The organism is Pseudomonas sp. EA_65y_Pfl1_P113 (genome assembly GCF_963970525.1).
Classification (GTDB): Bacteria; Pseudomonadota; Gammaproteobacteria; order Pseudomonadales; family Pseudomonadaceae; genus Aquipseudomonas; species Aquipseudomonas tritici.
Map to the genome: position 1 here is coordinate 1 of NZ_CAXAQM010000038.1, position 22,163 is coordinate 22,163.

The 22,163-nt window shown below is 58.6% G+C and carries 21 protein-coding genes and 1 pseudogene; 4 read left to right on the forward strand and 18 right to left on the reverse strand.

What is annotated here, in order from left to right; all coding sequences use genetic code 11:
* Positions 1–76 precede the first annotated feature (76 nt).
* From AACY52_RS24200 to AACY52_RS24215, 4 genes are all read right to left on the reverse strand, one after another.
* Complete coding sequence (locus AACY52_RS24200; RefSeq protein WP_339560854.1) at positions 77–763, reverse strand: hypothetical protein; 687 nt, start codon at positions 761–763, stop codon at positions 77–79.
* Positions 756–1,592, reverse strand: a complete 837-nt coding sequence (locus AACY52_RS24205; protein ID WP_339560855.1) for a DUF4123 domain-containing protein — start codon at positions 1,590–1,592, stop codon at positions 756–758. The genes AACY52_RS24200 and AACY52_RS24205 overlap by 8 nt, the downstream gene beginning before the upstream one ends.
* Positions 1,592–3,610, reverse strand: coding sequence for a type VI secretion system tip protein TssI/VgrG (gene tssI / locus AACY52_RS24210; RefSeq protein ID WP_339419988.1), 2,019 nt, complete (start codon positions 3,608–3,610; stop codon positions 1,592–1,594). The genes AACY52_RS24205 and tssI overlap by 1 nt, the downstream gene beginning before the upstream one ends.
* A 304-nt stretch (positions 3,611–3,914) precedes the next feature.
* Positions 3,915–4,901: a diaminopimelate epimerase gene (locus AACY52_RS24215; protein ID WP_339419986.1), complete on the reverse strand. Its 987-nt coding sequence runs from the start codon at positions 4,899–4,901 to the stop codon at positions 3,915–3,917.
* A gap of 349 nt (positions 4,902–5,250) precedes the next feature.
* On the opposite strand from AACY52_RS24215, the gene AACY52_RS24220 reads away from it, so the two are divergent.
* Positions 5,251–6,402: an MFS transporter gene (locus AACY52_RS24220; RefSeq protein WP_339560856.1), complete on the forward strand. Its 1,152-nt coding sequence runs from the start codon at positions 5,251–5,253 to the stop codon at positions 6,400–6,402.
* Between the two features lie 53 nt (positions 6,403–6,455).
* On the opposite strand, the gene AACY52_RS24225 is transcribed toward AACY52_RS24220, so the two are convergent.
* The 13 genes and pseudogenes from AACY52_RS24225 to AACY52_RS24280 form a co-directional block, all read right to left on the reverse strand.
* Positions 6,456–7,373 (reverse strand): hypothetical protein, encoded by a 918-nt coding sequence (locus AACY52_RS24225; protein ID WP_339419982.1) that lies wholly within the window; start codon positions 7,371–7,373, stop codon positions 6,456–6,458.
* Between the two features lie 217 nt (positions 7,374–7,590).
* Positions 7,591–7,845, reverse strand: a complete 255-nt coding sequence (locus AACY52_RS24230) for a hypothetical protein (RefSeq protein ID WP_339419980.1) — start codon at positions 7,843–7,845, stop codon at positions 7,591–7,593.
* Between the two features lie 169 nt (positions 7,846–8,014).
* The gene (locus AACY52_RS24235; RefSeq protein WP_339419978.1) at positions 8,015–8,587 is read right to left on the reverse strand and encodes a hypothetical protein; all 573 of its coding nucleotides are present in this window, start codon (positions 8,585–8,587) and stop codon (positions 8,015–8,017) included.
* Between the two features lie 473 nt (positions 8,588–9,060).
* Positions 9,061–9,276: pseudogene (locus tag AACY52_RS32345) on the reverse strand (hypothetical protein); the annotation flags it as partial.
* Between the two features lie 82 nt (positions 9,277–9,358).
* Entirely contained in the window at positions 9,359–10,003 is a 645-nt protein-coding gene (locus AACY52_RS24240; protein WP_339421087.1) for a CGNR zinc finger domain-containing protein, read from the reverse strand.
* A 107-nt stretch (positions 10,004–10,110) separates the two neighbouring features.
* The gene (gene cysC / locus AACY52_RS24245) at positions 10,111–10,725 is read right to left on the reverse strand and encodes an adenylyl-sulfate kinase (protein ID WP_339421089.1); all 615 of its coding nucleotides are present in this window, start codon (positions 10,723–10,725) and stop codon (positions 10,111–10,113) included.
* The gene (locus AACY52_RS24250) at positions 10,722–11,951 is read right to left on the reverse strand and encodes an MFS transporter (RefSeq protein WP_339428142.1); all 1,230 of its coding nucleotides are present in this window, start codon (positions 11,949–11,951) and stop codon (positions 10,722–10,724) included. The genes cysC and AACY52_RS24250 overlap by 4 nt, the downstream gene beginning before the upstream one ends.
* 10 nt (positions 11,952–11,961) lie before the next feature.
* Positions 11,962–12,732, reverse strand: a complete 771-nt coding sequence (locus AACY52_RS24255) for a class I SAM-dependent methyltransferase (RefSeq protein WP_339421092.1) — start codon at positions 12,730–12,732, stop codon at positions 11,962–11,964.
* 7 nt (positions 12,733–12,739) lie between these two features.
* Positions 12,740–13,876 (reverse strand): hypothetical protein, encoded by a 1,137-nt coding sequence (locus tag AACY52_RS24260; RefSeq protein WP_339428141.1) that lies wholly within the window; start codon positions 13,874–13,876, stop codon positions 12,740–12,742.
* Positions 13,873–14,598 (reverse strand): SDR family oxidoreductase, encoded by a 726-nt coding sequence (locus AACY52_RS24265; RefSeq protein WP_339421095.1) that lies wholly within the window; start codon positions 14,596–14,598, stop codon positions 13,873–13,875. Before AACY52_RS24265 ends, AACY52_RS24260 begins: the two co-directional genes overlap by 4 nt.
* Positions 14,599–14,608: 10 nt before the next feature.
* Positions 14,609–15,337, reverse strand: a complete 729-nt coding sequence (locus AACY52_RS24270) for a sulfotransferase family protein (protein WP_339421097.1) — start codon at positions 15,335–15,337, stop codon at positions 14,609–14,611.
* Positions 15,334–16,557 (reverse strand): transaldolase family protein, encoded by a 1,224-nt coding sequence (locus AACY52_RS24275; protein ID WP_339421099.1) that lies wholly within the window; start codon positions 16,555–16,557, stop codon positions 15,334–15,336. The genes AACY52_RS24270 and AACY52_RS24275 overlap by 4 nt, the downstream gene beginning before the upstream one ends.
* A gap of 25 nt (positions 16,558–16,582) precedes the next feature.
* The gene (locus tag AACY52_RS24280) at positions 16,583–17,287 is read right to left on the reverse strand and encodes an HAD-IA family hydrolase (protein WP_339439450.1); all 705 of its coding nucleotides are present in this window, start codon (positions 17,285–17,287) and stop codon (positions 16,583–16,585) included.
* 254 nt (positions 17,288–17,541) lie between these two features.
* On the opposite strand from AACY52_RS24280, the gene AACY52_RS24285 reads away from it, so the two are divergent.
* From AACY52_RS24285 to AACY52_RS24295, 3 genes are all read left to right on the forward strand, one after another.
* The gene (locus AACY52_RS24285; protein ID WP_339421102.1) at positions 17,542–18,342 is read left to right on the forward strand and encodes a glucose 1-dehydrogenase; all 801 of its coding nucleotides are present in this window, start codon (positions 17,542–17,544) and stop codon (positions 18,340–18,342) included.
* A complete protein-coding gene (locus AACY52_RS24290) occupies positions 18,335–20,158 on the forward strand; it encodes a glycoside hydrolase family 15 protein (protein WP_339421103.1) in 1,824 nt (607 codons plus the stop codon). Before AACY52_RS24285 ends, AACY52_RS24290 begins: the two co-directional genes overlap by 8 nt.
* A 122-nt stretch (positions 20,159–20,280) precedes the next feature.
* Positions 20,281–21,180 carry an alpha/beta hydrolase gene (locus tag AACY52_RS24295; RefSeq protein WP_339421104.1) on the forward strand — a complete coding sequence of 300 codons (900 nt, stop codon included), beginning with the start codon at positions 20,281–20,283 and terminating at the stop codon, positions 21,178–21,180.
* Here the strand turns inward: AACY52_RS24295 and AACY52_RS24300 are convergent.
* The gene (locus AACY52_RS24300; RefSeq protein WP_339421106.1) at positions 21,177–22,145 is read right to left on the reverse strand and encodes a GlxA family transcriptional regulator; all 969 of its coding nucleotides are present in this window, start codon (positions 22,143–22,145) and stop codon (positions 21,177–21,179) included. The two genes, AACY52_RS24295 and AACY52_RS24300, sit on opposite strands and share 4 nt — an antisense overlap.
* Positions 22,146–22,163: the final 18 nt, after the last annotated feature.

Here is a 22,163-nt window from a genome sequence, read left to right on the forward strand (position 1 = left end):
GGGATATCAGCCATTTTTTGATGCACCGGTACAACTGGATTCGACCGCACCAATTTAATGGTGGGCTGCCACCGGCTCAGGCTGAGAAAAAACTTAACGTCGTGTCCGGGATCAGTTGACCACTACAAACGGCTAACCAGTTATCACCCACTGCGGGGGCTTCCTCATCAGTAACGCTCAGTACCACCCTGAGTGTTTTTCCCGGCAATTGATCCCGTTCAACAAGAAATCCTGCACGCTCTTCTTGCGGCTGACTCGCCAGCCCGAAGGACTTACATACAAGCACCTTGATGATCGCGTGCTGCGGCCCCACCGTCCGAAATAACCACTGACATTGCTTATGCAGTTCCTGAATCCCTGTTTCTGGCATCCCAGGTAAATCGGCGTTCGACGGATCTCTAATTGAGAAACCTGCAATATCGCCACTTACGTCCGTATCACGCTTTCCCCACTTCGCATAAATATCAAAATTCACACTACGCAAAACCGTAGGACAACCTTCAATCACCTCAGCCAATGGCAGTTTAAAACTCACCCGTTCAGCCACAGGTTTGTAACGCGCAATAAAGATCTTCCTCTCGGGTCTTTTGCCTCGACGCCTCGGCAACGTGCAGATCTCCCCGGTCGCTGGCCCATAGTTGGCGCCGCCGATGAAGCGGAATTCCGCAGGTAAATCCACCTCCAACGTCACGCTATCAACCGGCTCTCCCGCACAGCCCATTAGCCCTAACGCGACCAACACGCCAACACTCCGCCTACCCATCCATTTCCCCCATCAATTTCCACTGCTCCACCACCCGTTGAAAATGATCCTGCGGTGTTTCTCCCTCCTTCGGTTGCCACCGGATAAAGCTGTTCCTGGTGGCCTCCTCCAACCTGCGTACCACCAAAAACTCCAGCTGCTCCGGCTCCCGCCATTGCCAGGCGCGCGCCTGTTCCAGCACCTGTGTCAGCCAGATTCTCGGGTCCTGGAATTCCACCAGTGAGACCAAGTTTTCGCTGTGCTCGGTCAACAGGTAACGCAGGATATTGGCGCGCAGGATGGCTTCGGCGTTTGGGTTGGGCGTGGTCAGCCAAGGGATCGGGTCAGGCAGCGGATACTCACCGGGAGCCGGGTTGTCACCCGTGCGCCAGCGGTCTTCGTGCCAGTAGCACACGCTGATCAACGGGCCGAGGAATACCGGCCAGTGCTCCAGGCACAGATAGGCCAATGCACGCGCCAGAGTGCGGTTGTCATGAAAACGGTACATCGATTGCTCGCCTTCCTGCCCCACCAGCAAACGGTCGCGCCAGTGTTGAGCCACGCCTGTCAGGTCCTCGCTTGGCAAAGAGCCCAGCCAGCCCCAGTTCGTTTCGGGCTGTTGCAAGAGGTTGAGCAGCACGGGCTCGCTTATCTGTTTCAACAGAAGGATCACCGGGCCTTCCACCGCCAGTTCCGCCAGCGCGGTCTCGCCATAGAGGCTGCGATACTCTGACAAACTGCGCGCCGCCAGCAGCGGCTGTCGCGCGTTACTCTGTCCCTCAAGGATCAAACACAGCTGTCGCCCAGCGCGCTGCTGTTGAGCCATCCAATGGTCTGGCATGTTCTGCATCAGGCAGCCCTCCCCGGCAGCTCACACAAGCCTTCACGACAGCGCTCGCATACCGGGCAGTAGTCCGCCCCCAGGTGCCTGGACAGGTTCATGATGCTGCCTTGTACCTTGGAGGTCTTTGGCACATCGGACACCGTCAAGGCGTTCGCCAGTTGGACCACAGACGGTGAACCACCAAGGGTGATAGGGCGACTGCTGAAGATGCCGCCCGCCTGGATGACCAGATGCTCTCCTCCCGCCCGGAGGCTCAGTTGCGCACCGGCATCAATCACCAGGCTGGCGCCGGACTTGAGGTGAAGCTGCTGCCCCGCCTCAATGACCAAGTTCTGAGTCACGTGGGTCCGGCTATCGCCTTGCACATCAAGGTAGTCGCTCGCCTTGAGCACGACTTTGCGATCGCCGGTGACATGACGATGCTCTTCACTTTCAACGTGAGTCGTGCTTAAACCATGGATGACTTCTCGCCGTTCCCCCGCAACCTCCAACCGACTGTCATGACCGACCCGTTGCTCCAAGTCGCGCTGCGCACGCAGGTAAACAAGCTCTTCGCCACGACGGTCTTCCAGGTACATTTCGTTGGAGCCCTCGCCGCCAAGGGAACTGCGGCTGCGCAAAACACTGCGGGTCTTGTGCTGCGGCAAAGGATAGGTCGGCCGGTGCAGCGCGTTCGGCAGGCAACCGTTGATCAGCGGCCGGTCCGGGTCCCCTTCCAGGAAGGTCACCAGTACTTCCATGCCCACGCGCGGGATCATCGTTGCGCCGAACCCGTCTCCGGCCCACCCGGACGCAACCCGAACCCAACAACTACTTTTATCATCCGCCTTGTCCAGGCGGTCCCAGTTAAAGCGCACTTTCACCCGGCCATAGGCGTCGCAATGCACGTCCTCACCGTCTGGCCCCGTCACGGTTGCGGTCTGACTGCCATTGATGGTCGGTTTGGGGTGCTTGAGGGGCGGCCGATGCACAGCTTGCCAGGGTGTCGCGATAAAGCGATTGCGATACCCCCGGAACACGTCAGCCGCAGGTGTAGCCTCCTCCAGCACCTGCGGTTGATAACCCTCGTGACGCACCGAAGTGATCAGCCAAAGGTCGTTGCAGGAGGGGTCTGGATGATCACGCAGTTCAAGGAAATGCCCACTGTGCAGTAAGGGTTGATCACTCTTGCCCAATGCTCGATGCCGGTCGCGTTGGTGACGCTCCAGCCCTCGACGCGCCAATTGCTTGCCACGGGCATGGCCGGCAAATCCAGCGGGATACCGATAGTCCTCAAGCGGGAGTATCGAAGCAGAACCCGCGCTGTCCTGCAGGTGCAACGAGGGATGTTCAAAGTCGTGATCCCGGCGCACCGTCTTTTGGCTACGGGTGGCCAATCGCTGGTCGAAACGCTGGATCACTTTTGTATCCGCTTGCAGCCCGCCGTCGGGGCAGTAGCGCTGCACGGGCAAGCGGCGAAACACGGTCTGGTCATCACCAAAGACCAACAGGTGAGCGTCCGCACTGTGACGAAAATGGTAGTGAATACCCTCCTCTTCACACAGCCGCTGGATGAAGTGCAAGTCGCTTTCCGCGTACTGCACACAGAACGTGCGCGGCGGATAAACCACAGGGCCTAGCTCGAATGCATAGGCGTCCGCCAGGATGCCATGCTGCTCCAGGACCGCCGCGATGATCTGCGGCACGCTGCGCTGCTGGAAAATCCGCTGGTCATGCCGGTGTGCAAGGTAAGCCAGGCGGGGCGCCAGGGTCAGGTGATAACGAGTGATGCGCCGGCCCGGGTCATCCCGGCCCACGGCGTAAACCTGACCATGCAGGCCTTCGTTGATTTCGCCAAAGTCCAGGTAGGCGGGTTGGTGAAGCAACGCCTGTAGATCAAGGGAAGGGTTTTCACTGACCACCTGCACGTGGATAAAGAACGGTTGATCAAGGACCTCACTGCCTTTGAATGCCAGTACTTGTAAGTCGATATTTATGCGTGGAAGAATCAGATTGAAACGTGAAAAAACAAACGCGTTAACCATCCGTTGTTACCCGCCGTTAATGAATGAACGCCCTGAGATACTTCCTCTCGCTAAACATGGAATACGTTGCTGAGAAAAGTCTTTGAACGCCTCGAAGCTTAGCGACTCCAGGCAGAAATCGGCCGTTTTAAAATAAAAAAGAAGTTTCGTACGACGATGTTGGAAGTGTCTTTTACAAAATAAGAAAATGAGTCAATGAGCCACTTCCTAGTAATAAGAAATGCCCTACGCAAACTTTCGCTGGAACGACTAACAGATAGAGAAACAGCTGACACCGGATCGAAGCATCAGCGGTTGAGCAACCTCACGCCTGCGGCTTTGCAGCCCCGAAGAGACTGACACTCAGTAACGTCTCGCCCTGAGCGTGCAAACGCACCGGCGCAATGCCACCCGGCATCACCACGGCAACCTCACCGCTCTCAACCCATCCAGCACGCCATGCCGCGCAAGCCACAGCGCTGGCGCTGGTTCCGGAAGACGCAGTGGGCCCTTCCCCGCGCTCAAACACCCGTGCGATGACTCGGTTGTCGGACTGGCGCGCCGCCCATTGCAAGTTGATACCGGCCACACAGGGTTCACCGCCACCCGCTGGAGGCGAGAAGGCAATCGCTTTCAAGGGTTCGAACAGGGCTGGCTGCTGCATCTGTGCGTTATCCGGCAATGCCGAAACGTGCTCGACCAGCGTCACACAATGAGGGTTACCCACCCGCACAAACTGACTGGTTGCCCACTGTGGGTTGATCACCGCCAACGCGCTCACGTGGCTCAGTTCAATTGCGCCAAGCATCGTCCGACCAACGGCCTGCGCCCCCACCGCCATGGGCCCGAAAGCTGGAAAACCTAGCTCAAGCCAGAACCCCGCAACCTGTTCATGGACTGCCGGCTCAACCCGTGTCGGTACCGGTGTCAACGCATCCGACTTGTCGTGATGCACCCGCAACTCACTGGCTCCAGTCATCAGGCCCTGGTCAGTGAGCGCCTGGGCGAAAATCGTCAAGCCATTGCCACTGCGCTCGGCCAAAGAGCCGTCGGTGTTAACGATCAGCAGGTCAAACGGCGGCTCGGCCTGGAACGGGCCGACCAGCAGGCCGTCACTGCGGTGGGCCTTTGCGCCGGCCAGGCGAGGTGTCGAGCCCCAATCGCATTCGCAGGCGATGGCGGATGTTGTCCAACGGTCACGAGTCTGCGCGGCCAAGGCAGCGCTTTCGGGCATATCAATACCCTTGCCTCTTAATGAGGCCGGGCTGACCACGCCGTAGATATTGCCGCGGGCGTCATAGAACAGGGTCATGACGTTGTTTGCCTGAAGTGTTTCATCAATGAGTCCGTCCGCTTGCCTACCTATTGAGACAACAGCGTATTACAGAACCTACCAATGATGGGAAGCGGCCTGGAAGGTGGGAATCCACCGTTAGCATCCAGGGGTTCAAAAGCCCCCATAGGGATTACGCACCTTCCAGACCGCCTCCTACACACTCGATACTGCACACGTGGCTGCAAACTGCCCTTACGTTCCAGGTTTTAAAAACCAAGTCCACGACCAGCAGAATCCCAGGAGAGCCCGGCTCGCCTGCCACGGCCTGATATGCAACGATGTGGCGCCGGACATCGTTCGTTGAACGCAAGACCAAGGATTATTCATGACTGCCATCCCCACCTCAGCGCCCGTGGCTCCCGGGCGGCTGGAGCAAATGTCGACCCGTATCGCTTTCTTTATCGCCGGTTTCGGCATCGCGGCCTGGGCGCCGCTGGTGCCGTATGCCAAGGCCCGCGCCGGGCTGAGCGAAGGTACGCTGGGCCTGCTGTTGTTGTGCCTGGGTGTCGGCTCGATCATCGCCATGCCCGCGGCGGGTGCGCTGGCTTCGCGCTATGGCTGCCGAAAGGTGTTGAGCGCCGGGACAATCATGATTTGCCTGGCGTTGCCGATGCTGGCGACAGTCAGTTCAATCCCGTTACTGATAGCGGGCTTGTTTCTGTTTGGTGCTGGCTTGGGCGCGGTGGATTCCACCGTCAACCTGCAGGCGGTGATCGTCGAGCGGGCCAGCGGCAAAACCATGATGTCTGGCTTTCACGGGCTGTTCAGCCTGGGAGGGATCGTCGGCGCGGCGGGGGTTTCGGCATTACTGGGGCTGGGCCTGTCGCCGCTACAGGCAACCCTCGTGGTGATCGTCATTACGCTGGCGGCGCTGCTCAAGGCCGCACCGCATCTGTTGCCTTATGGCAGTGAGAGTTCGGGCCCGGCTTTTGCCGTGCCCCACGGCGTGGTGCTGTTCATCGGTTGTTTGTGTTTTATCGTGTTTCTCGCCGAAGGTGCGGTGCTCGACTGGAGCGCAGTGTTCCTCAGTGACGAGCGCGGCCTGGACGAAGCCTATGCTGGCCTGGGTTACGCGGCATTTGCCTTGACCATGACTGCCGGGCGGTTGACCGGTGACACAATCGTGCGCCGGCTGGGCGCGACCTGGGTCATCGTGGTCGGTGGCGCCCTCGCCGCCGCCGGCACATTCCTCGCCACATTATCCCCAGACTGGGAAGTGGCATTGTTGGGTTATGCACTCGTAGGCGCCGGGTGCTCCAATATTGTTCCCGTGCTCTATTCCGCGGTCGGCAAACAAAATGTCATGCCAGAACACATTGCCGTGCCAGCCATTACAACCTTGGGCTACGCGGGGATATTAGCCGGGCCTGCCGTGATTGGATTTATCGCCCATGGCAGCAGCCTGGCAACCGCCTTCCTGTTGATAGGCGTGTTGCTGGCAGCGGTGGCGGTCAGTGGGAAAATACTGCGGGTATGACCGCATAACGGCATGAGCAGCGTCTTTCAAGATGCTCATGCACGCGTGTGCCCTTAATGCCCCCTCTCTGCCTTATCGTTCTCCAGCCAGCGGTCAATGCTGTAGTTCTTCAACCACCCATCGTCATTCAGGCTACCGAACGGGCTGTAACCGTTGGCTTTGTAGCTATCCAGAGAAGCCATCAACCCGGGTCGCTCCATTAGATTCTTGGCCAGATAAACTTGTTGTTCGCTGTATTTTTTCAAAGGAAACCCGGTGCGTACATCCCGCAGAGGCTCACCGTTGTTGCCCGTCTGATTGGGGTCCTTGCTGATTTCGATAATCGTGTCTTTTTTCACGTAACGATGTCTTTGTGTACCGAAAAAGAAAGTGCGGTCTTCCGACGTGTCCCGCAAATCATCGAACATACCCTTGAATGCCTGGACGACCTGCGCGTCAGTTTTCGCATGGAACGGATCCGCGCTCTGCGTGTTGGGGTTGGTATTACCGATCTGTGCGTCGGCCGCTGAGGTAAGGCTTTCATGCGTGATTTCACCGCCCTTTGCAATAATGGCGTCGTTTAGCCGGGGGCGGTTGAGTATCTCTCGCGCCAACATAATCGTGCGCTCGGAGACTTTGCTGCTGTTGGGTTCCTCTTTGGCAATCTCCTGCAAAGAGCCTTGGGTCAGTCGTCCCTCTTTCTTGAAGGCGTCCAGCAATGGCAGGTTGTTCTTCAGGTCAGTCGCCAGCAGATGGTCGTCTGAGCTGACAAAGGGGTTGCCAACCTTCGTCATGCCTCCGTACAGATTCTGACCGTCAAAGTGCCGGTCGGCGCCATTCGCGAATCGGGAGTTGATTGGCTGCGCCGCTGGCAGCGGTTTACCTAATGCGCGAGCATCGACCTCAAAACGAGACTGACCGTTTCCCGTCGGCCCTGATGTCGCTGGCGCCGCCGTTTGCGTAAAGCCCGGATTATTGACACTACCAATCATGATTCACCTCCACCCTATCTAGATTCCGTAGCCTGGGCCTGATTGCCTGATCCTCGAAAACGCCTCGAAATCAAGATGGCACAAGCACCGACTGAGTGGTTCTCAGAAAACAATGGTTCCGCAGACGGTCGTCCAAGACGCCCGATATGACCCGGTGAATCTTGAGCGTTTGTAACCGCCTCAGTTTTGCGGGCCATCCATGGCCTGGAATGGCCTGCTAGCGGCGGGACAACTTGCTCCACAAGCTGGCAAACACTGAAAGCACAGGGCTGGGCGCCGACTCTTCCATGAACACCCGAGAGCCTTTGTCAAAATCTTCGGCGGTGGGCGCCTTGAAGCTGAACTTGGGCGAGGATGTGAGGTTGAGCCCCTGCAGCTGGGACGCTCTTGGGCTTTCTGCCTCCTGCGTAAGCCCGGCCCGGGCCGAGGCGTTGTACTGGGAATGACGGGATTCAAATGATGTCGAATTCATGGTCCAGACCTAATCCGGTAGATGAAGGCCCCCACCGGTAATCAATGACCGGTGGATATTTTCTTGGTGGTGCATTTCCGTAAACGGTTCCTGCATGCCAGGTTTGTATTTACTGCATCAAACGCCTGTCAACTTCTGCCGCGTGTGCACGGCAGAAGACAGCCCAGGTCTAACGAAGCAGTGCGTACAATTCCTGTCGAGAGATCTTGCCATCGCGTTGCCAACTGACGATATTGTCCATCGCCGACCTCAGATCTGAACGGGACATGATTTCCCTCGACAGCTGGGTGAGATGGTCGGTGTAAGGGTTGCCCGTCAACGGCTGCATGGCGCGTGCCTTGAGCTCCCTGAGCTTTATCGTGCTGCTGAAGTAGCCACCCTTCAATGCGTTGAAATTATTCAGTACGTCTTGGACGATCTGTTTGTCGTCATTCAATTTCAAGGGGTTATCTGAACGAACAAAGCTCCGGATATCGTTCTTGGACAAACGGCCATCCAATGCACCGGTGCAGCCATTTCGGTCAAGCGATTGCAGCAACCCGGGACGCCGCAGCAACTCGTTCGCCAATCGGATGTTTGGGTCCTTGTAGGGGTTGCCCGTTAACGGTTGATTGGCCATTTTCTGCAAGCTCTGGCGCGTGACCTCGCGCGAAGGCCAGCGGCCCTTGAGCGCGTCATAATTATTCAAAAGCCCCTGGGCCAGTTGCTCGTTGCTTTGCTTGGAGTAATAAGGGTCGGGCAACGTGGGGGTCGGGCGCGGAGGTGGGCCGGGATTAGGGCACACGTTTCCTGGGACTGGCCGCGGCGGCGGGCCGGGATTGGGGCGCACGTTTTCTGGGACTGGCCGCGGTGGCGGGCAACCGAAAACTGGGCCGCATTGACCAGGATGAGAGGTGAAATTGACGCCTATCGTGACCTGGGCACTGGACGCGGTAGCAGACCGCTCGGTGCTGGGCTTTGCATCTGCGAGAGAGGCGTTATCGAGGGAAGGAGCGACGCTCTGATTGTATGCTGATACCGACATTCTAGTTCTCCAGTTCGGTGTATTCAGGTGCCTGACCTCACTGTTCCAGCTACCCCGGCGCTTAAGGAGGCGTCAAGGAAACCCGTGGAGGCAGGCATATCCTATGTGGCAGAACTGTGGGAGCCGGTTCCTGAGGCGGCTGATAGTTTCCAGAATCGAGGTAGGAAGAACGTCTGAAGGCGTGAGAGACAAACCACACCATGGGCATGGTCGCCGCCCAGCCTGGCCAGGATGAGCGGACATGTCGAGTCAATGCTATCGAGGTTACCCAGCGAAATCGGCGCCATCGACAGCTGTGGCTGGCCGTACGGCGCGAATGCAGCCGATACACCATCGATCAGCACGGTGGAGCGTGGTGACAGGTGCGACGTCAGGCCACGTACACCGACGTTGAGGGAGGGATCGTTGCGGGGGCACGGGTGAGGCGGGCGTGAATAGTAATGTTTCCTATTAAGTGGCGCAATTGCTACCCGCCATATGACCTCGAAACTATTGCGCGCCGCCAACCTGCTTGAGTCGGCTGAGTTTCTCGCGGCTGCCGCACACGCTCATCTGACACCATTTGCGCTGTTTGTTCTTGGAGACGTCCAGAAACACCCAATCGCAGTCAGTCGAGGTGCAACTGCGCAACGTCTGCAAATCACCCGATACCAGCAATTGCGTGGCGTCTATCGCCAGGCGCCCCAGCACCGTGGCCGTCAGTTCCTGTGCCGTACTGCAGGGCTTCCACTCCCAGGCAGGCTTACCGTCGACAGAACGCAGCACGCGCCGTGCGACGCCGTGCTGGAACGTTTGGTTAATCTGCTGCAACGCCTCATCGGGTGCAGCGCCGCGCAACGACAACGGATAGAACACCTCGTACAGGCACTCCCTGAATGCAATAACGGCATCCAGGTCCGGTTGGTAGGCGATCGATGACTCAAGCACCATCGGCTTGTAGTCAGCAAACTCCTGGGCCGAGATCAACGACGCATGGAATGCCCATTCAAAGAAGAACTGAAAGCTGGTGAGTCGCTCTTCCAGGACCTTGAGTGCGGTGCCGGGACGACGACCATTGGTGGTATTGATAAAGTCCAATACCCGAGCCCCACCAATCAGACGGATCGATTTTGCAGTGCCCGTAAAATGTGTCATGCCTGCTCCTGAAAAAACGCATTCTCCTTGCGATGGCGCAGATTACCTTGTTTTTTTGAAGGGCAGACATTGCGATCCCGGCGCAAACCTGACGCAAAGACAGACGGCTAGGTGCGCTCGTCGTTATGCGCCACCCAATCAAGGATAGCCGCCACAGACTGCGCCACGGAAAGCGCCTGGGTGTTCACGTGCACTTCCGGAAACACCGGCACGTCATAATTGGAGTCAATACCGGTGAAGTTCTTGATCAACCCCGCGCGAGCCTTTTTATACAGGCCTTTAGGATCACGCTGTTCGGCAGTTTCCAGCGGCGCGTCCACATGCACTTCCACGAAGTATTCATTGCCGATAATAGAGCGCGCGTAGTGCCGGCTGGCCGATGAGGGTGAAATCAGCGCGACAATCACCATCAGCCCCGCGTCGAGCATCAGCCGCGCGACCTCGGCGACCCGGCGGATATTCTCATCGCGGTCGCTGTCGGTAAAACCCAAGTCCCGGCACAGCCCACCACGTACCGAGTCGCCATCAATAATGGCCGTGATCCGCCCTTGTTCCTGCAGGGCAATGTCCAGCGCATCAGCGATGGTCGACTTACCGGAAGCAGAGATACCGGTCATCCAGATGACGGCGGGCTTGTGGTTCGTCCGCCTGTGTTCGGCGCGCCGGTGGCTGAATGCGAACGCATGCAGATTCTGGTTTTGACTGTCTGGAAAATAACTCATGACTGCTCGCCCTCCTCGACCGAAACAGGCTGTTTACCCAACATGAACACCATCACGCATTGCACGAACAACAACAGCGCAACACCCCAGTAGACCGTCGAGAACGACCCGGTCAGGTCCTTGGAAAAGCCGCCCAGGAAGTTGCCGCACACCCCACCCAAGCCGATCAGAACGTTGGCGATGCCAAAGGCCTGGATCAACCGGTTGACCGGCACGATTTGCCCGATGTAACTGGGGACCAGCCCAAAGATGGGGTAAAACGCCAGTGCAAAGAGAAACGCCGCCAGGTAGAACAGCGGGAGGCTGTTGAAACTGAACACCAGGGTGGCGGCCAGCCCGGCACTGAGAAAACACATCGCCAGCGACGCCCGCACACCGACCTTGTCGGCAATCCACCCCACCAGAAAACCCGACGCCATGCCCACGGCACCGATGGTGGTCCAGATAAACCCGGCGTCTTGTACCGACACACCCAACTCATCACGCAGGAACGGCGCGAGGTACGTCTGGAACGGCAGCAGCGCCATGCCATTGAGAAAGGCGATGGCCCACGTCAGGTACAACGAACGGCTGAGCCAGGGTCGTTGACTGTCAAATGCAGCGGCGCGCTCCTCGGAAAATTCGGTGTCGCGGCTCGTGGCCAGGGTGCGCAACAGAAACCACGCCACCACGCACAGCACACCCGATATCAGGCCAGCGGTAAGCCAGATCGAGCGCCAGCCGCCATTCAATGTCAGGAACGACACCAGCAAGCCATTGATAAACACGCCGTAGCTGGTGCCACTGGAAATCAGCCCCATGACCCGGGAGCGATTACCCGGGCTGAAACCCTTGGTGACGATTTCCACCAACGGTATGTACACCGAGGCGGAACAGCCACCGAGCAGGATCAAAAGAGCGCCCGACAGCCAGATACTGTCACTGATACTCAGGCCCAGCAGCGCCAGGGAGGTCATCACCGTAGACACCAGGCTGATTTTCCAGCCCTCGAAAAACCGGCTGATATAGCTGGTCACTGACGAGAACAACAGGAATCCGATCTGCGCGCCGCCGGTGATCAAGCCCACTGTGGTGTAGTCGAAGCCGATGTCGCGGCGCATGTCTACCACGAGGTTGGCGAACAGGTACACGCCAAACCCGTAGGTGCTGGCCACGAAGCCAGTGAGGACGACCGCCAATACGACGCTGTCCAAGGGGCGGGTATTGCTCTGAACAAGTGTGCTCATCATCGACCTCTCATTCAGCGCGCGCGGTGTGGATGACGAAATCACAATTCATCATGTCGTAGACAGACTTGAAATCACCGTAGCTCTCATGGGCTCGAAACCCGGAAGCGAGCATTTCAGTGGCCAACTCACCCGGCAACAACGGGTAAACCTTCAGCGTGTACCGTTCTTCGTTATCAAAGTTGTAGATGAACTCACACAGGTGCTCATCGACCTGCCCCAAGCTCACGGATGCGTGTGTACCGCAATAATAATAATTCCCGCTGGCTTTGAAGTTACCCGCGCGAATGGCCAGGAAATTACGCTGATCCACAATCAACAAGCCACCCGGCTTGAGCAATGCCCTGAACTTCGCCAACACGCTCAATCGGTCATGAGCGGCGAACACATGGCACAGCGAACTGCCCAGGCACACCACGGCGTCGAATTGGCCCAGCTCCTGCGGGTCCAGTGAGTGCCAGTCGCGGTAATAGGACTCGATGTCCAGCCCGTGTTTGCGAAAGTTCGCCCGCGCCTTGGTCAACATCGTGCTGCTGCCATCCGTGGCGACCACATCAAAGCGCGCCTGCTTGAGCTGCACCGCATGAAAACCACTGCCCGTCGATACGTCGATGACCGAGCGCACGCCGTGCTTGTGCAGCAGGTTTTCAAAGAACCCGCCCTCCCCTGCCTTGCGTTTTTCCCAGTCGATCAACTCATCCCAACGCTCGACGAAATCCGCCGAGTACTGCGTGGAATAACTGGCCACTTCGTTGTGCTTGCGCTCGGAAATCTGATTCATCACACACCTACCAGGTTGAGTTCTTGAAGGACAGGTACTTGCTCGCCAACTCGAGGGCGAACTCGGCGGACTGCTCGATAGACATGGTGTTCTTGGAATACCCCAGCATCGATTGCATGACGGCCATGCATTGCGGGTTGTAGCTGACTGATCCATCACAATGGATTTCGTCAATGCCATCCTGGCCCTGGCAAATGGTATTGATGCGCACCGCTTCGTCCTTTGGGCAAGCCTCGGAGAACTGCACCTCGATCCGCCCCTCGTGCAGCAACACCGGGTAACCGCCCGGAAGCCCGAGCGGGCCTGGCGCATGCACCAACACTGGCGTGGGTGAAAACAGCCCTTCGATGACCGTGACGGCGGAACATGCCGTGAGGAACTGGCCATCCACCCCGCCCAGGCGGCGGAGTTCGGATTTCACCGTAGAGAAAATCGCCTCGGCGGCCGGACCAGCCAGTTCCGGCCGGTCGCGCACCTCATACAACAGCCGGTAACTGGCACGCGGGGGCAAGCCACCACGCGGCACGTAGTGGCTGAAGTAATGCTGGGCATACAGCTGCACTTGCACATCAGCGGGCGCGCATTCGAGCAAGCGGGCGATGGAAAAACGCACGGCAGGAACCAGGTTGGCCACATTGCCCACGCCGATATCCGGCGCCAGGCCAATGCGCGCCAGAATCGGATTGACCGCATCGGGGAACGCCGCATTGATGGTTTTAGTGGTGATGCCCGAGGCTTTTACCGCTCGCATCAGGCAATGCATCAGCGTCAGGTGCATGGGCAGCCAGGGACCGAACTGGGCTTGGTCAAGCTTCTCGAACGAAAGCTTGGGTAACCCGGTAATAACCCGCCAGGACTGCAGCGACGCGCAGTTCACCAGCATATCCGGCGCTTCTTCACGCAGCAGTTGCGCGACTTTCGCGATATTTGTCAGGTCGGCGACCACCGGTTTGATGGCAATGAATTGCCCCAATTGCGCACACGACAGTGCTACCAGGTTACACAGCCGAATCGTCGCCTCTTCATTGCGGCCCAATACTACAAAGTCGAAAGCGTTTTTGGGGCCGAGAATCTTGAGGATCTGCAGGCACAGGTTGCCGGCGCCGACCACCAGCAGTTTTTTCCTGGGCATCGACTGGCTCATCGTGGGTAGGCTCCGTTATCGACCGGAATGACCCTGCCGGTGATGTGGCGCATCGCATCGCCGACCAGCAGCATGATGACCTCGGCAACGCCGCTCGGCAGGATGGGGTCCTTGAGGACTTCCTGGCGCGCGTACTCAGCACGCCGGTATTCGGGGATGGTGTCGTAGATGGCGGTTTCGTGGATCAGCGCCGGGGACACCGCGTTCACCCGCACAAACGGTGCGAAATTCCAGGCGTTGGCCTTGGTTAGGCCGATCACCGCCGCCTTGGTGGCACCGTAGAGGGCGTCGCAGCTGCCGACTTCACCCGCCACCGAGGCGATATTGACGATACTGCGCGGGGCCTCGTGCTTCATTTCCCGTTCGGCGAAGTCTTTGGAGAGATAGACCAGCGCCTTGAGGTTGACGTTGAGGATCTCGTCTATTTGTTCATCGGAATAGGCGTAGACACTTTTGCCGTGGTAAATACCCGCATTATTGACGAGTCCAAAGAAGGTCGCGTGACGCTCATACAAGGCGGGAATAAAACCCTTGATAACTGCCTTATCGGAAAAGTCGGCACTGTGCGCTTCAAACACATCAGCATCATAGAGATCCTGCAGCACTTTCAGGCCGTCGGCGTCCTTGTCGGCACCGATAACGAAATAACCCTGCTGAATGGCCATTTCAACAGTCGCCCGACCAATTCCGTTGGCCGCCCCGGTGACAATTAACTTCTTCATACAACAATCCTTATCGGCAAAATTCATTCATGCGCGCGTAAAACGTCCGGTGGTACTCATACATTTCCTTTAACTTCGAATGTCGGTCGAACGCCTCGATATCAATGTGCTGCTCGTGCGGCGGAACAATACGCTCGCTGTTTTCCGCCGCCACATGCCAACGCCGCCAGGTGTTCCATTGTTGTGGACACGCTCGCTTCCACGTCATGGCGTGCGGCAAGAACTCAATACCCAAGTGATCACATAACTGGCGAATCACCCGCTCCGGTTCGGCGGCCAAATCATCTGCATTGATCACGTAAGGCACGTTGCCGGTGAGTTTAGTGACCACGCAGAATATGTCGTAGAGCGCTTTATGCCCGATGGCCTGCAACGGCATATCGGGGTGGACCCGATGATGAGAAATAATGCTGCTGGCAGGTTCGCGAATAAGAAAGATATTGTCCTGTTGCGCCAGAAAGCCGACATCAACTTTCAAATCATCCAAACAGTGGTAACACATATCTTTATGAAAAACGTTAGTGCGTTCGCGCGCAGTGACTAAGTGTTCTTTTATGCCTTGGTAAGTGGTGGGGAAACTGTGATCCCACTCATCCGAAGGGATCGCCGATTCCTCTGAAAACGCCATATGCGCAAAGGGCTCGTGAAAGACCTCGAAATCCCCTCGCTCGATAAACACGCGCTCCAATACGGTGGAGCGCGAACGTGGGTGGGCCCACAATCCGATCATCCGGTTCATGCGATCACCCCGAATTCGGCGGCCAGCAGCGCGTTGAGCGCGCGTTTGAAAAGTTTGGTCACCGGGCACAACCGTACGCAGTAGTCCGCCAGGCGTCGGTGCGCGCTGTTGGCTTCATTGCAGGCGTTGATAAACGCCTCGTGGTTGCCAAAGTCGTACGGCTCGATGCTGTCGATGAAATAGGCTTCGTAGAAATACGGGATGCGGATCAGCTTGGCGAAGGTCGACGCAGGCGGCTTCTGAGGGCCCACCGCAGGCATTACCGGCTTGCCGTGGCTCTCGCGCTCGATCAGAAACTCCACCACCTCCGGCGTCAGCGTGTAGCACGTCGCCGTCTGTCCGGTTTTTTCCAAGTGCCAGCAGTGTTTGTTGCCACGCTCGTCCACGTCGACTTTTATGCTGGAGAGCAAGGTTTTGACCGGCACGGTCGAGGCCGCGACCAGCGCCTGCACCTGCTCGTAGATCATCAATTCGGCCCAGCGCAGCTCCTCGGCACTCAAGACCAGGCCACGCTCCGCCGCCTGCAAGGTGAATTCGGGCTGGCAGGCGAAACGCCCGATCATGAAGGTGATGACGTACTTGCAGCGACGGGTGTCGAGCCCGTTGCTGTGTGCAGTCGCCATGCCGCGCTCGATGGCTTGGATACCGGCCTGGAACTGCGCCACCGTGAAGCAGAAGGTGATATTCACCGACGCGCCCAGGGCTACCAGCTGTTCGACAGTCGCCAGCCCCTCCAGGCTGCCAGGCACCTTGACCATCACGTTCGGTGCGAGGCAATGCAGTTCCAGGCCCCTGGCGGTCATGCGCTCGGTGCATCGCACATCCACCGGGTCTACCTGGGCGGAAATCCAGCCCTCGACCTGCGCCGACTGAACCCACAGCGGCGTGAGCGTCGCGGCGCCTTCGAGGATGACTTCGTTGTACAACTGCTTGCGCAACTCCCTGGGAGACAGGCTCGCGAGATTGAAACGCGATGACCAATACTCGCGCTTTTCGAGGATAACGGCCGTCACCAACCGCGGGTTGGTGGTCACGCTGCACACGCCCCTGGGCTGGGAGATATCATCCGGCATCAACGCATCTATATAAGGCGTCGCCGCCGGGTACTTTTCCAGCAGGTGCAGTTTATAAGGCAGGTACACGGCAGGCGATGAATCCCACCACACTTCTGAAGTGTGATCGTTGCGTTTAAGCCGTTCTACGTAACCACGTGTATTCACGACGCCTCCTCCCTGAGTAATAAGATCAATTAAAAACGGCCAACATTTCACGTATATCGGCAATCGGCAGTGCACCAGCAGCCACTAACTGCGGATGCCGATGCGCAGGGCCAAAACCCAGGACACGTAGATGGGCGGCAACAGCAGCCTGAATACCGGTAACACTGTCTTCAACAACCAATGCATCACTCACGTCAATACCGTAAGTGTCGCACGCTGTCAGAAACACCAAGGGGTCAGGTTTCCAACGGCCCAACTCATAACAGCTGAATATTCGCCCTTCGAAATAAGAGAACAGCCCGGTGAGGCGCAGACAGTGTTCTATCTTGTCACGTGGCGCACTGGACGCCACGCAAAAGGGAACCGTCAGCGCTTGCAGTACTTCAATCACGCCTTCAGTGGCTTTTAAACTTTTTGTCAGTGCGTCCAATGCCTGCTTGCGAAAGTGCTGTTCAAACTGACTGTTTAGACGAATATTTAAAAGCTGTTCCGCTTCGCGTAAACATTCAACGATCTTGCGCCCACGGAAGTGCTCGATAAAACGTGTGACATCCAGCATCGCGTCGTCCGGCACTAATGCATTTAGCCGCGCAATCAACACCGACAGGGTTATTTCTTCGCTTTGGACAAGCACACCGTCGCAATCAAAGATAACTAACTTAGGCACACCCACTAAGGCCGCGGCTGTTTCCTGAACGGGCAGTTCCCCTGTATCGGCCAAGCGGCACATAGATATCTCTTATCGCTGGCCCCGCGATGACTTCCGAACTACCAACGGAGCGGGTTGAGGTGTGCCTATAAAACACGGGGCGAAAAATCCTGTCAAACGCTTTTGAACGGTTTTTTAGTATCTTATGGTTATTTTTTATAGTTCTGTTATTCCATTTTTCACCATGGTTGTAGTCGCTCATTTCACACGGGTGAACTTCCCTTGCGCGCTATCAGTCAGCTACTTGAACTCACGAATTTAGGGCTGGGTGAGCAATGCGTATTTCGTTGGAACAACAAGTGGCACTGGTGACAGGCGCCAGTTCGGGCATCGGTGCCGGCGCGGCCAAGGCTCTGGCACAGGCCGGAGCGGCCGTGGTGCTGAATTACAACACCCAGGCGGCGCCCGCCGAATCCCTCGCCGCGCAGATCAATGCCAGCGGCGGCCGGGCGATTGCGATCGGCGCCGACGTGTCTAAAGAAGCGGACGTGGAGCGGCTGTTTGCCCAGACGCTGGATGCCTTCGGCCACCTGGACATCCTGGTAGCCAATTCCGGCATGCAAAAGGACGCCAACCTGGTCGACATGAGCCTCGACGACTGGAATGCAGTGATCGGCGTCAACCTCACCGGCCAGTTTCTGTGTGCGCGGGCGGCTGTGCGGATCTTCAATCGCCAGGGCGTGCGCGAGGGTGTGTCGCGGGCGGCAGGCAAAATCATCCACATGAGCTCGGTGCACCAGTTGATCCCCTGGGCCGGGCATGTGAATTACGCGGCGTCCAAAGGTGGCGTGGAAATGCTGATGCGCACACTCGCCCAGGAGGTCAGCGAACAGCGCATCCGCATCAATGGCATTGCGCCCGGCGCGATTCGTACGGCGATCAACCGTGCGACCACTGAAGGCGCCGCAGAGAAGGAACTGCTGAAGCTGATTCCCTATGGCCGCGTCGGCGATGTAGAAGATGTAGCCAGCGCCGTGGTGTGGCTGGCCAGTGATGCTTCCGACTACGTCGTGGGCAGCACGCTCTTTATCGATGGCGGCATGAGCCTTTATCCGGAGTTTCGTGGAAATGGTTGATCAGAACGAGCAACAAAGCGCCATCGATGCCCACGGCATCATCGGCGATATGCGCAGTGCGGCCCTGGTAAACGATAAAGGCAGCATCGACTTCTTTTGCTGGCCGGAATTCGACAGCCCGTCGATCTTCTGCTCGCTGCTGGACACCCCCGACGCCGGCATTTTCCAACTCGCGCCGGACCTGCCCAACGCGCGGCGCGAACAAATTTACCTGCCCGACACCAACGTGCTGCAAACCCGCTGGCTCAGCGACGAAGCCGTGGTGGAGATCACTGATCTGCTGGTCATCAGCGAAGAAATCGAAGACCTGCCGCTGCTGATCCGCCGAGTGCGCGTGGTCAGTGGCAAGGCCACCCTTCATCTGCGTTGCGCGGTGCGCCACGACTACGCGCGTACGCCTACCCACGCCAGCCTCGACAACGGCAAGGTGTGCTTCAGCGCCGACGGCCAACCTGGCCTGCGCCTGGCCAGCAGCCAGCCGTTGCAGATCAAGGACGGCGAAGCCGTGGCCAGTTTTACCCTGGACCAGGAAGAAGGTGCCGAGTTCGTCTTGGGCGGCCAGGAGGATGAACGCGTCGACGGCGGCTGCACCGACCTGGCGCTGGCCCACACCTTGAAGTTCTGGCGCGGCTGGATCGCGCAGTCGAACTACCGTGGCCGCTGGCGCGAAATGGTCAACCGCTCGGCCCTCGCGCTCAAGCTTTTGACCTCGCGCAAACACGGCGCAATCATCGCCGCTGCCACCTTCGGCCTGCCGGAAACGCCGGGTGGCGAACGTAACTGGGACTACCGCTACACCTGGATCCGCGACGCCTCGTTCACCGTCTACGCCTTTATGCGCCTGGGGTTTGTCGAAGAAGCCAACGCTTACATGAGCTGGCTCAAAGGACGCGTCAGTGACTGCTGCGGCCAGCCGACCAAAATCAATATTCTCTACGGCATCGATGGTCGCCAGGAGCTGCCGGAAGCCCAACTGGACCACTTCAGCGGCCACGGCGGCGCCAAGCCGGTGCGCATTGGCAACGAGGCGTTCGACCAGATTCAGCTCGACATCTACGGCGAACTGATGGACGCGGTGTACCTGGTCAACAAGTACGGCGAAGCCATCTCTCATGAGGGCTGGAAACATACGGTAGAAGTCACCGATCAGGTCTGCGAGATCTGGAACACCAAAGACGTAGGCATCTGGGAAATGCGCGGCGAGCAGCATCACTTCCTGCACTCGCGACTGATGTGCTGGGTCGCGCTGGACCGCGCCATCCGCCTGGCGTCCAAGCGTTCGCTGCCGGCGCCTTTTGCACGTTGGGACCAGACCCGCCAAGCGATCTATGCCGACATCTGGAGCAACTTCTGGAACGAGGAACGCGGACATTTTGTGCAGCATATCGGCAGCACCGCGCTCGACGGTTCGATGCTACTGATGCCGTTGGTGCGCTTCGTCGCGGCGACCGATCCACGCTGGCTCTCAACGCTGGAAGCCATCCAGAAAAGCCTGGTGCGCGACGGCATGGTCTACCGCTATCGCAACGACGACAGCCAGATCGACGGCCTGCAAGGCACCGAAGGCGCATTTGCGGCCTGCTCGTTCTGGTACGTCGAATGCCTGGCCCGCGCCGGGCAAGTGGAAAAGGCCCACCTGGAATTCGAACAACTGCTGCGCTACGCCAACCCGCTGGGGCTGTACGCAGAAGAGTTCGACAGCCAGGCCCGCCACTTGGGCAATACGCCTCAGGCCTTGAGCCACTTGGCGTTGATCAGCGCAGCGACGTTCCTGGACCGTAAACTCAGCGGGGAAAAAACCACCTGGCAACCCTGAGGTCGCCGAGCGGCGCTGACCTCGGGCCACACACGTCAGCCCATTACCTTAAATTCCACCCCTTCCGTTCACGGCTTTCGGCTAGAGTTCCAGCACCTCTGGCCAGCCGATGAACGCTCACCATGACCACCAATGCCCCGCTGCTTTACATCCGTACTTCCATGCTCGATGTGGCGTATGAAGCCCACGGCCCCGCTGACGGAAAACCTGTAATCCTGCTGCACGGTTTCCCCTACGACCCTCGCGCCTATGACGCGATAGCGCCGGTACTGGCCGGGCATGGCTTGCGAGTGCTGGTGCCGTACCTGCGCGGTTACGGTCCGACGCGTTTTATCAACGAACACGTCATGCGCTCCGGACAGCAGGCGGCATTGGCCAAGGACCTGCTGGACTTCATGGATGCGCTGGGCATCCCACAGGCGACCCTCGCCGGCTACGACTGGGGTGGACGTGCCGCGTGTATCGTCGCGGCGCTGTGGCCCGAGCGCGTCAGTGGATTGGTGACCGGTGACGGCTACAACATCCAGGACATCGCCAAGTCGCTGGCGCCACAGGCACCCGAGACGGAACATCGCTTGTGGTACCAGTACTACTTTCATACCCAGCGCGGTGTCGACGGCTTGACCGCCAACCGCCGCGAACTCTGCGAACTGCTGTGGTCACTGTGGTCGCCGTCCTGGACCGAAGGACCGGGGCTGTATGAGCAGACGGCGCCGTCGTTTGATAACCCGGACTTTGTCGAGGTGGTGATCCATTCCTATCGCCACCGTTTCATGTATGCGCCTGGCGACCCCGCACTCGAAGCCATCGAGCAGGCCCTGATGTTGCAGCCGGCGATTTCGGTGCCGAGCATTTCGTTGTGCGGTGCCGATGACGGGGTGGGCCCGCCCCCCGAAGAGGATGATGACGTGGCGCATTTCAGTGGGTTTTACCGGCGCCAGGTGTTGCCCGGCGTGGGCCACAACATCCCTCAGGAAGCGCCGCACGCCACGCTTGATGCGCTGCTGGAATTGCTCGCCTAAGTCACCGGCGCGAAGCGTTCACGATAAGCCTGGGGCGTTACCGACAAGGCACGAAGAAAGCTGCGGCGCAGGGTTTCCTCGCAGCCAAACCCGCACTGCACGGCAATGCGTTTGATCGACGCCGTGCTGTCGGCCAGTTGCCGGCGCGCGGTTTCGACGCGGATCAATTCGACGGCACGCGCCGGGGTCTGACCCGTCTCGGCGCGATAGTGGCGTACAAAGCTGCGTTCACTCATGCCGGCCTGGGCGGCCAGTGTCGGGATGTTCAAATCCAGGGTAAGGTTTTCGGCCATCCAGGCGTGGAGGTCCGCGAAACGGCTGCCCTCTTTTTGCAGGGAGAGGGTTACGCTGAATTGCGACTGGCCACCGGGGCGCTTAAGGAATACCACCAGGTGCCGCGCCACTTCCAGGGCCACGGCGCGGCCCAGGTCTTGTTCCACCAACGCCAGGCACAGGTCAATGCCAGCGGTGACGCCGGCAGAGGTCCAGACGGCGCCCTGCTGGATAAAGATCGGGTTGGATTCCACCGTCAACGAGGGGAACTGGCGCGCCAGCTCTTCGCAACGCGTCCAGTGGGTAGCCACGCGGCAGCCGTCGAGCATGCCGCTGGCGGCCAGCAGGAACGCACCGGTACACACCGAAGTCATGCGTCGGGTGTGCTTGGCTTTCTCACGCACCCAACCCACCAGGGCCGGGTCTTCGGCAGCGCCGTACACGCCCCAACCGCCTGCGATCACCAGTGTGTCGCACGGTGCATCGACGGTAGGCAGCGGCTCGGCCACCAATGCCAGGCCAGCGGAGGTCATCACCGGCGGCGTTTGCGCGGCGATCACCGAGACGGCGTAAGGCAAGGGTTCGCCACGCTGGCGCGCCAGGTCATTGGTAGAGGCAAATACCTGCAACGGCCCGGTCACATCAAGCACCTGGGCATTATCAAAAGCGAGGACATGGACGATTCTGGGCATAATTGGCGTGATTCGTGG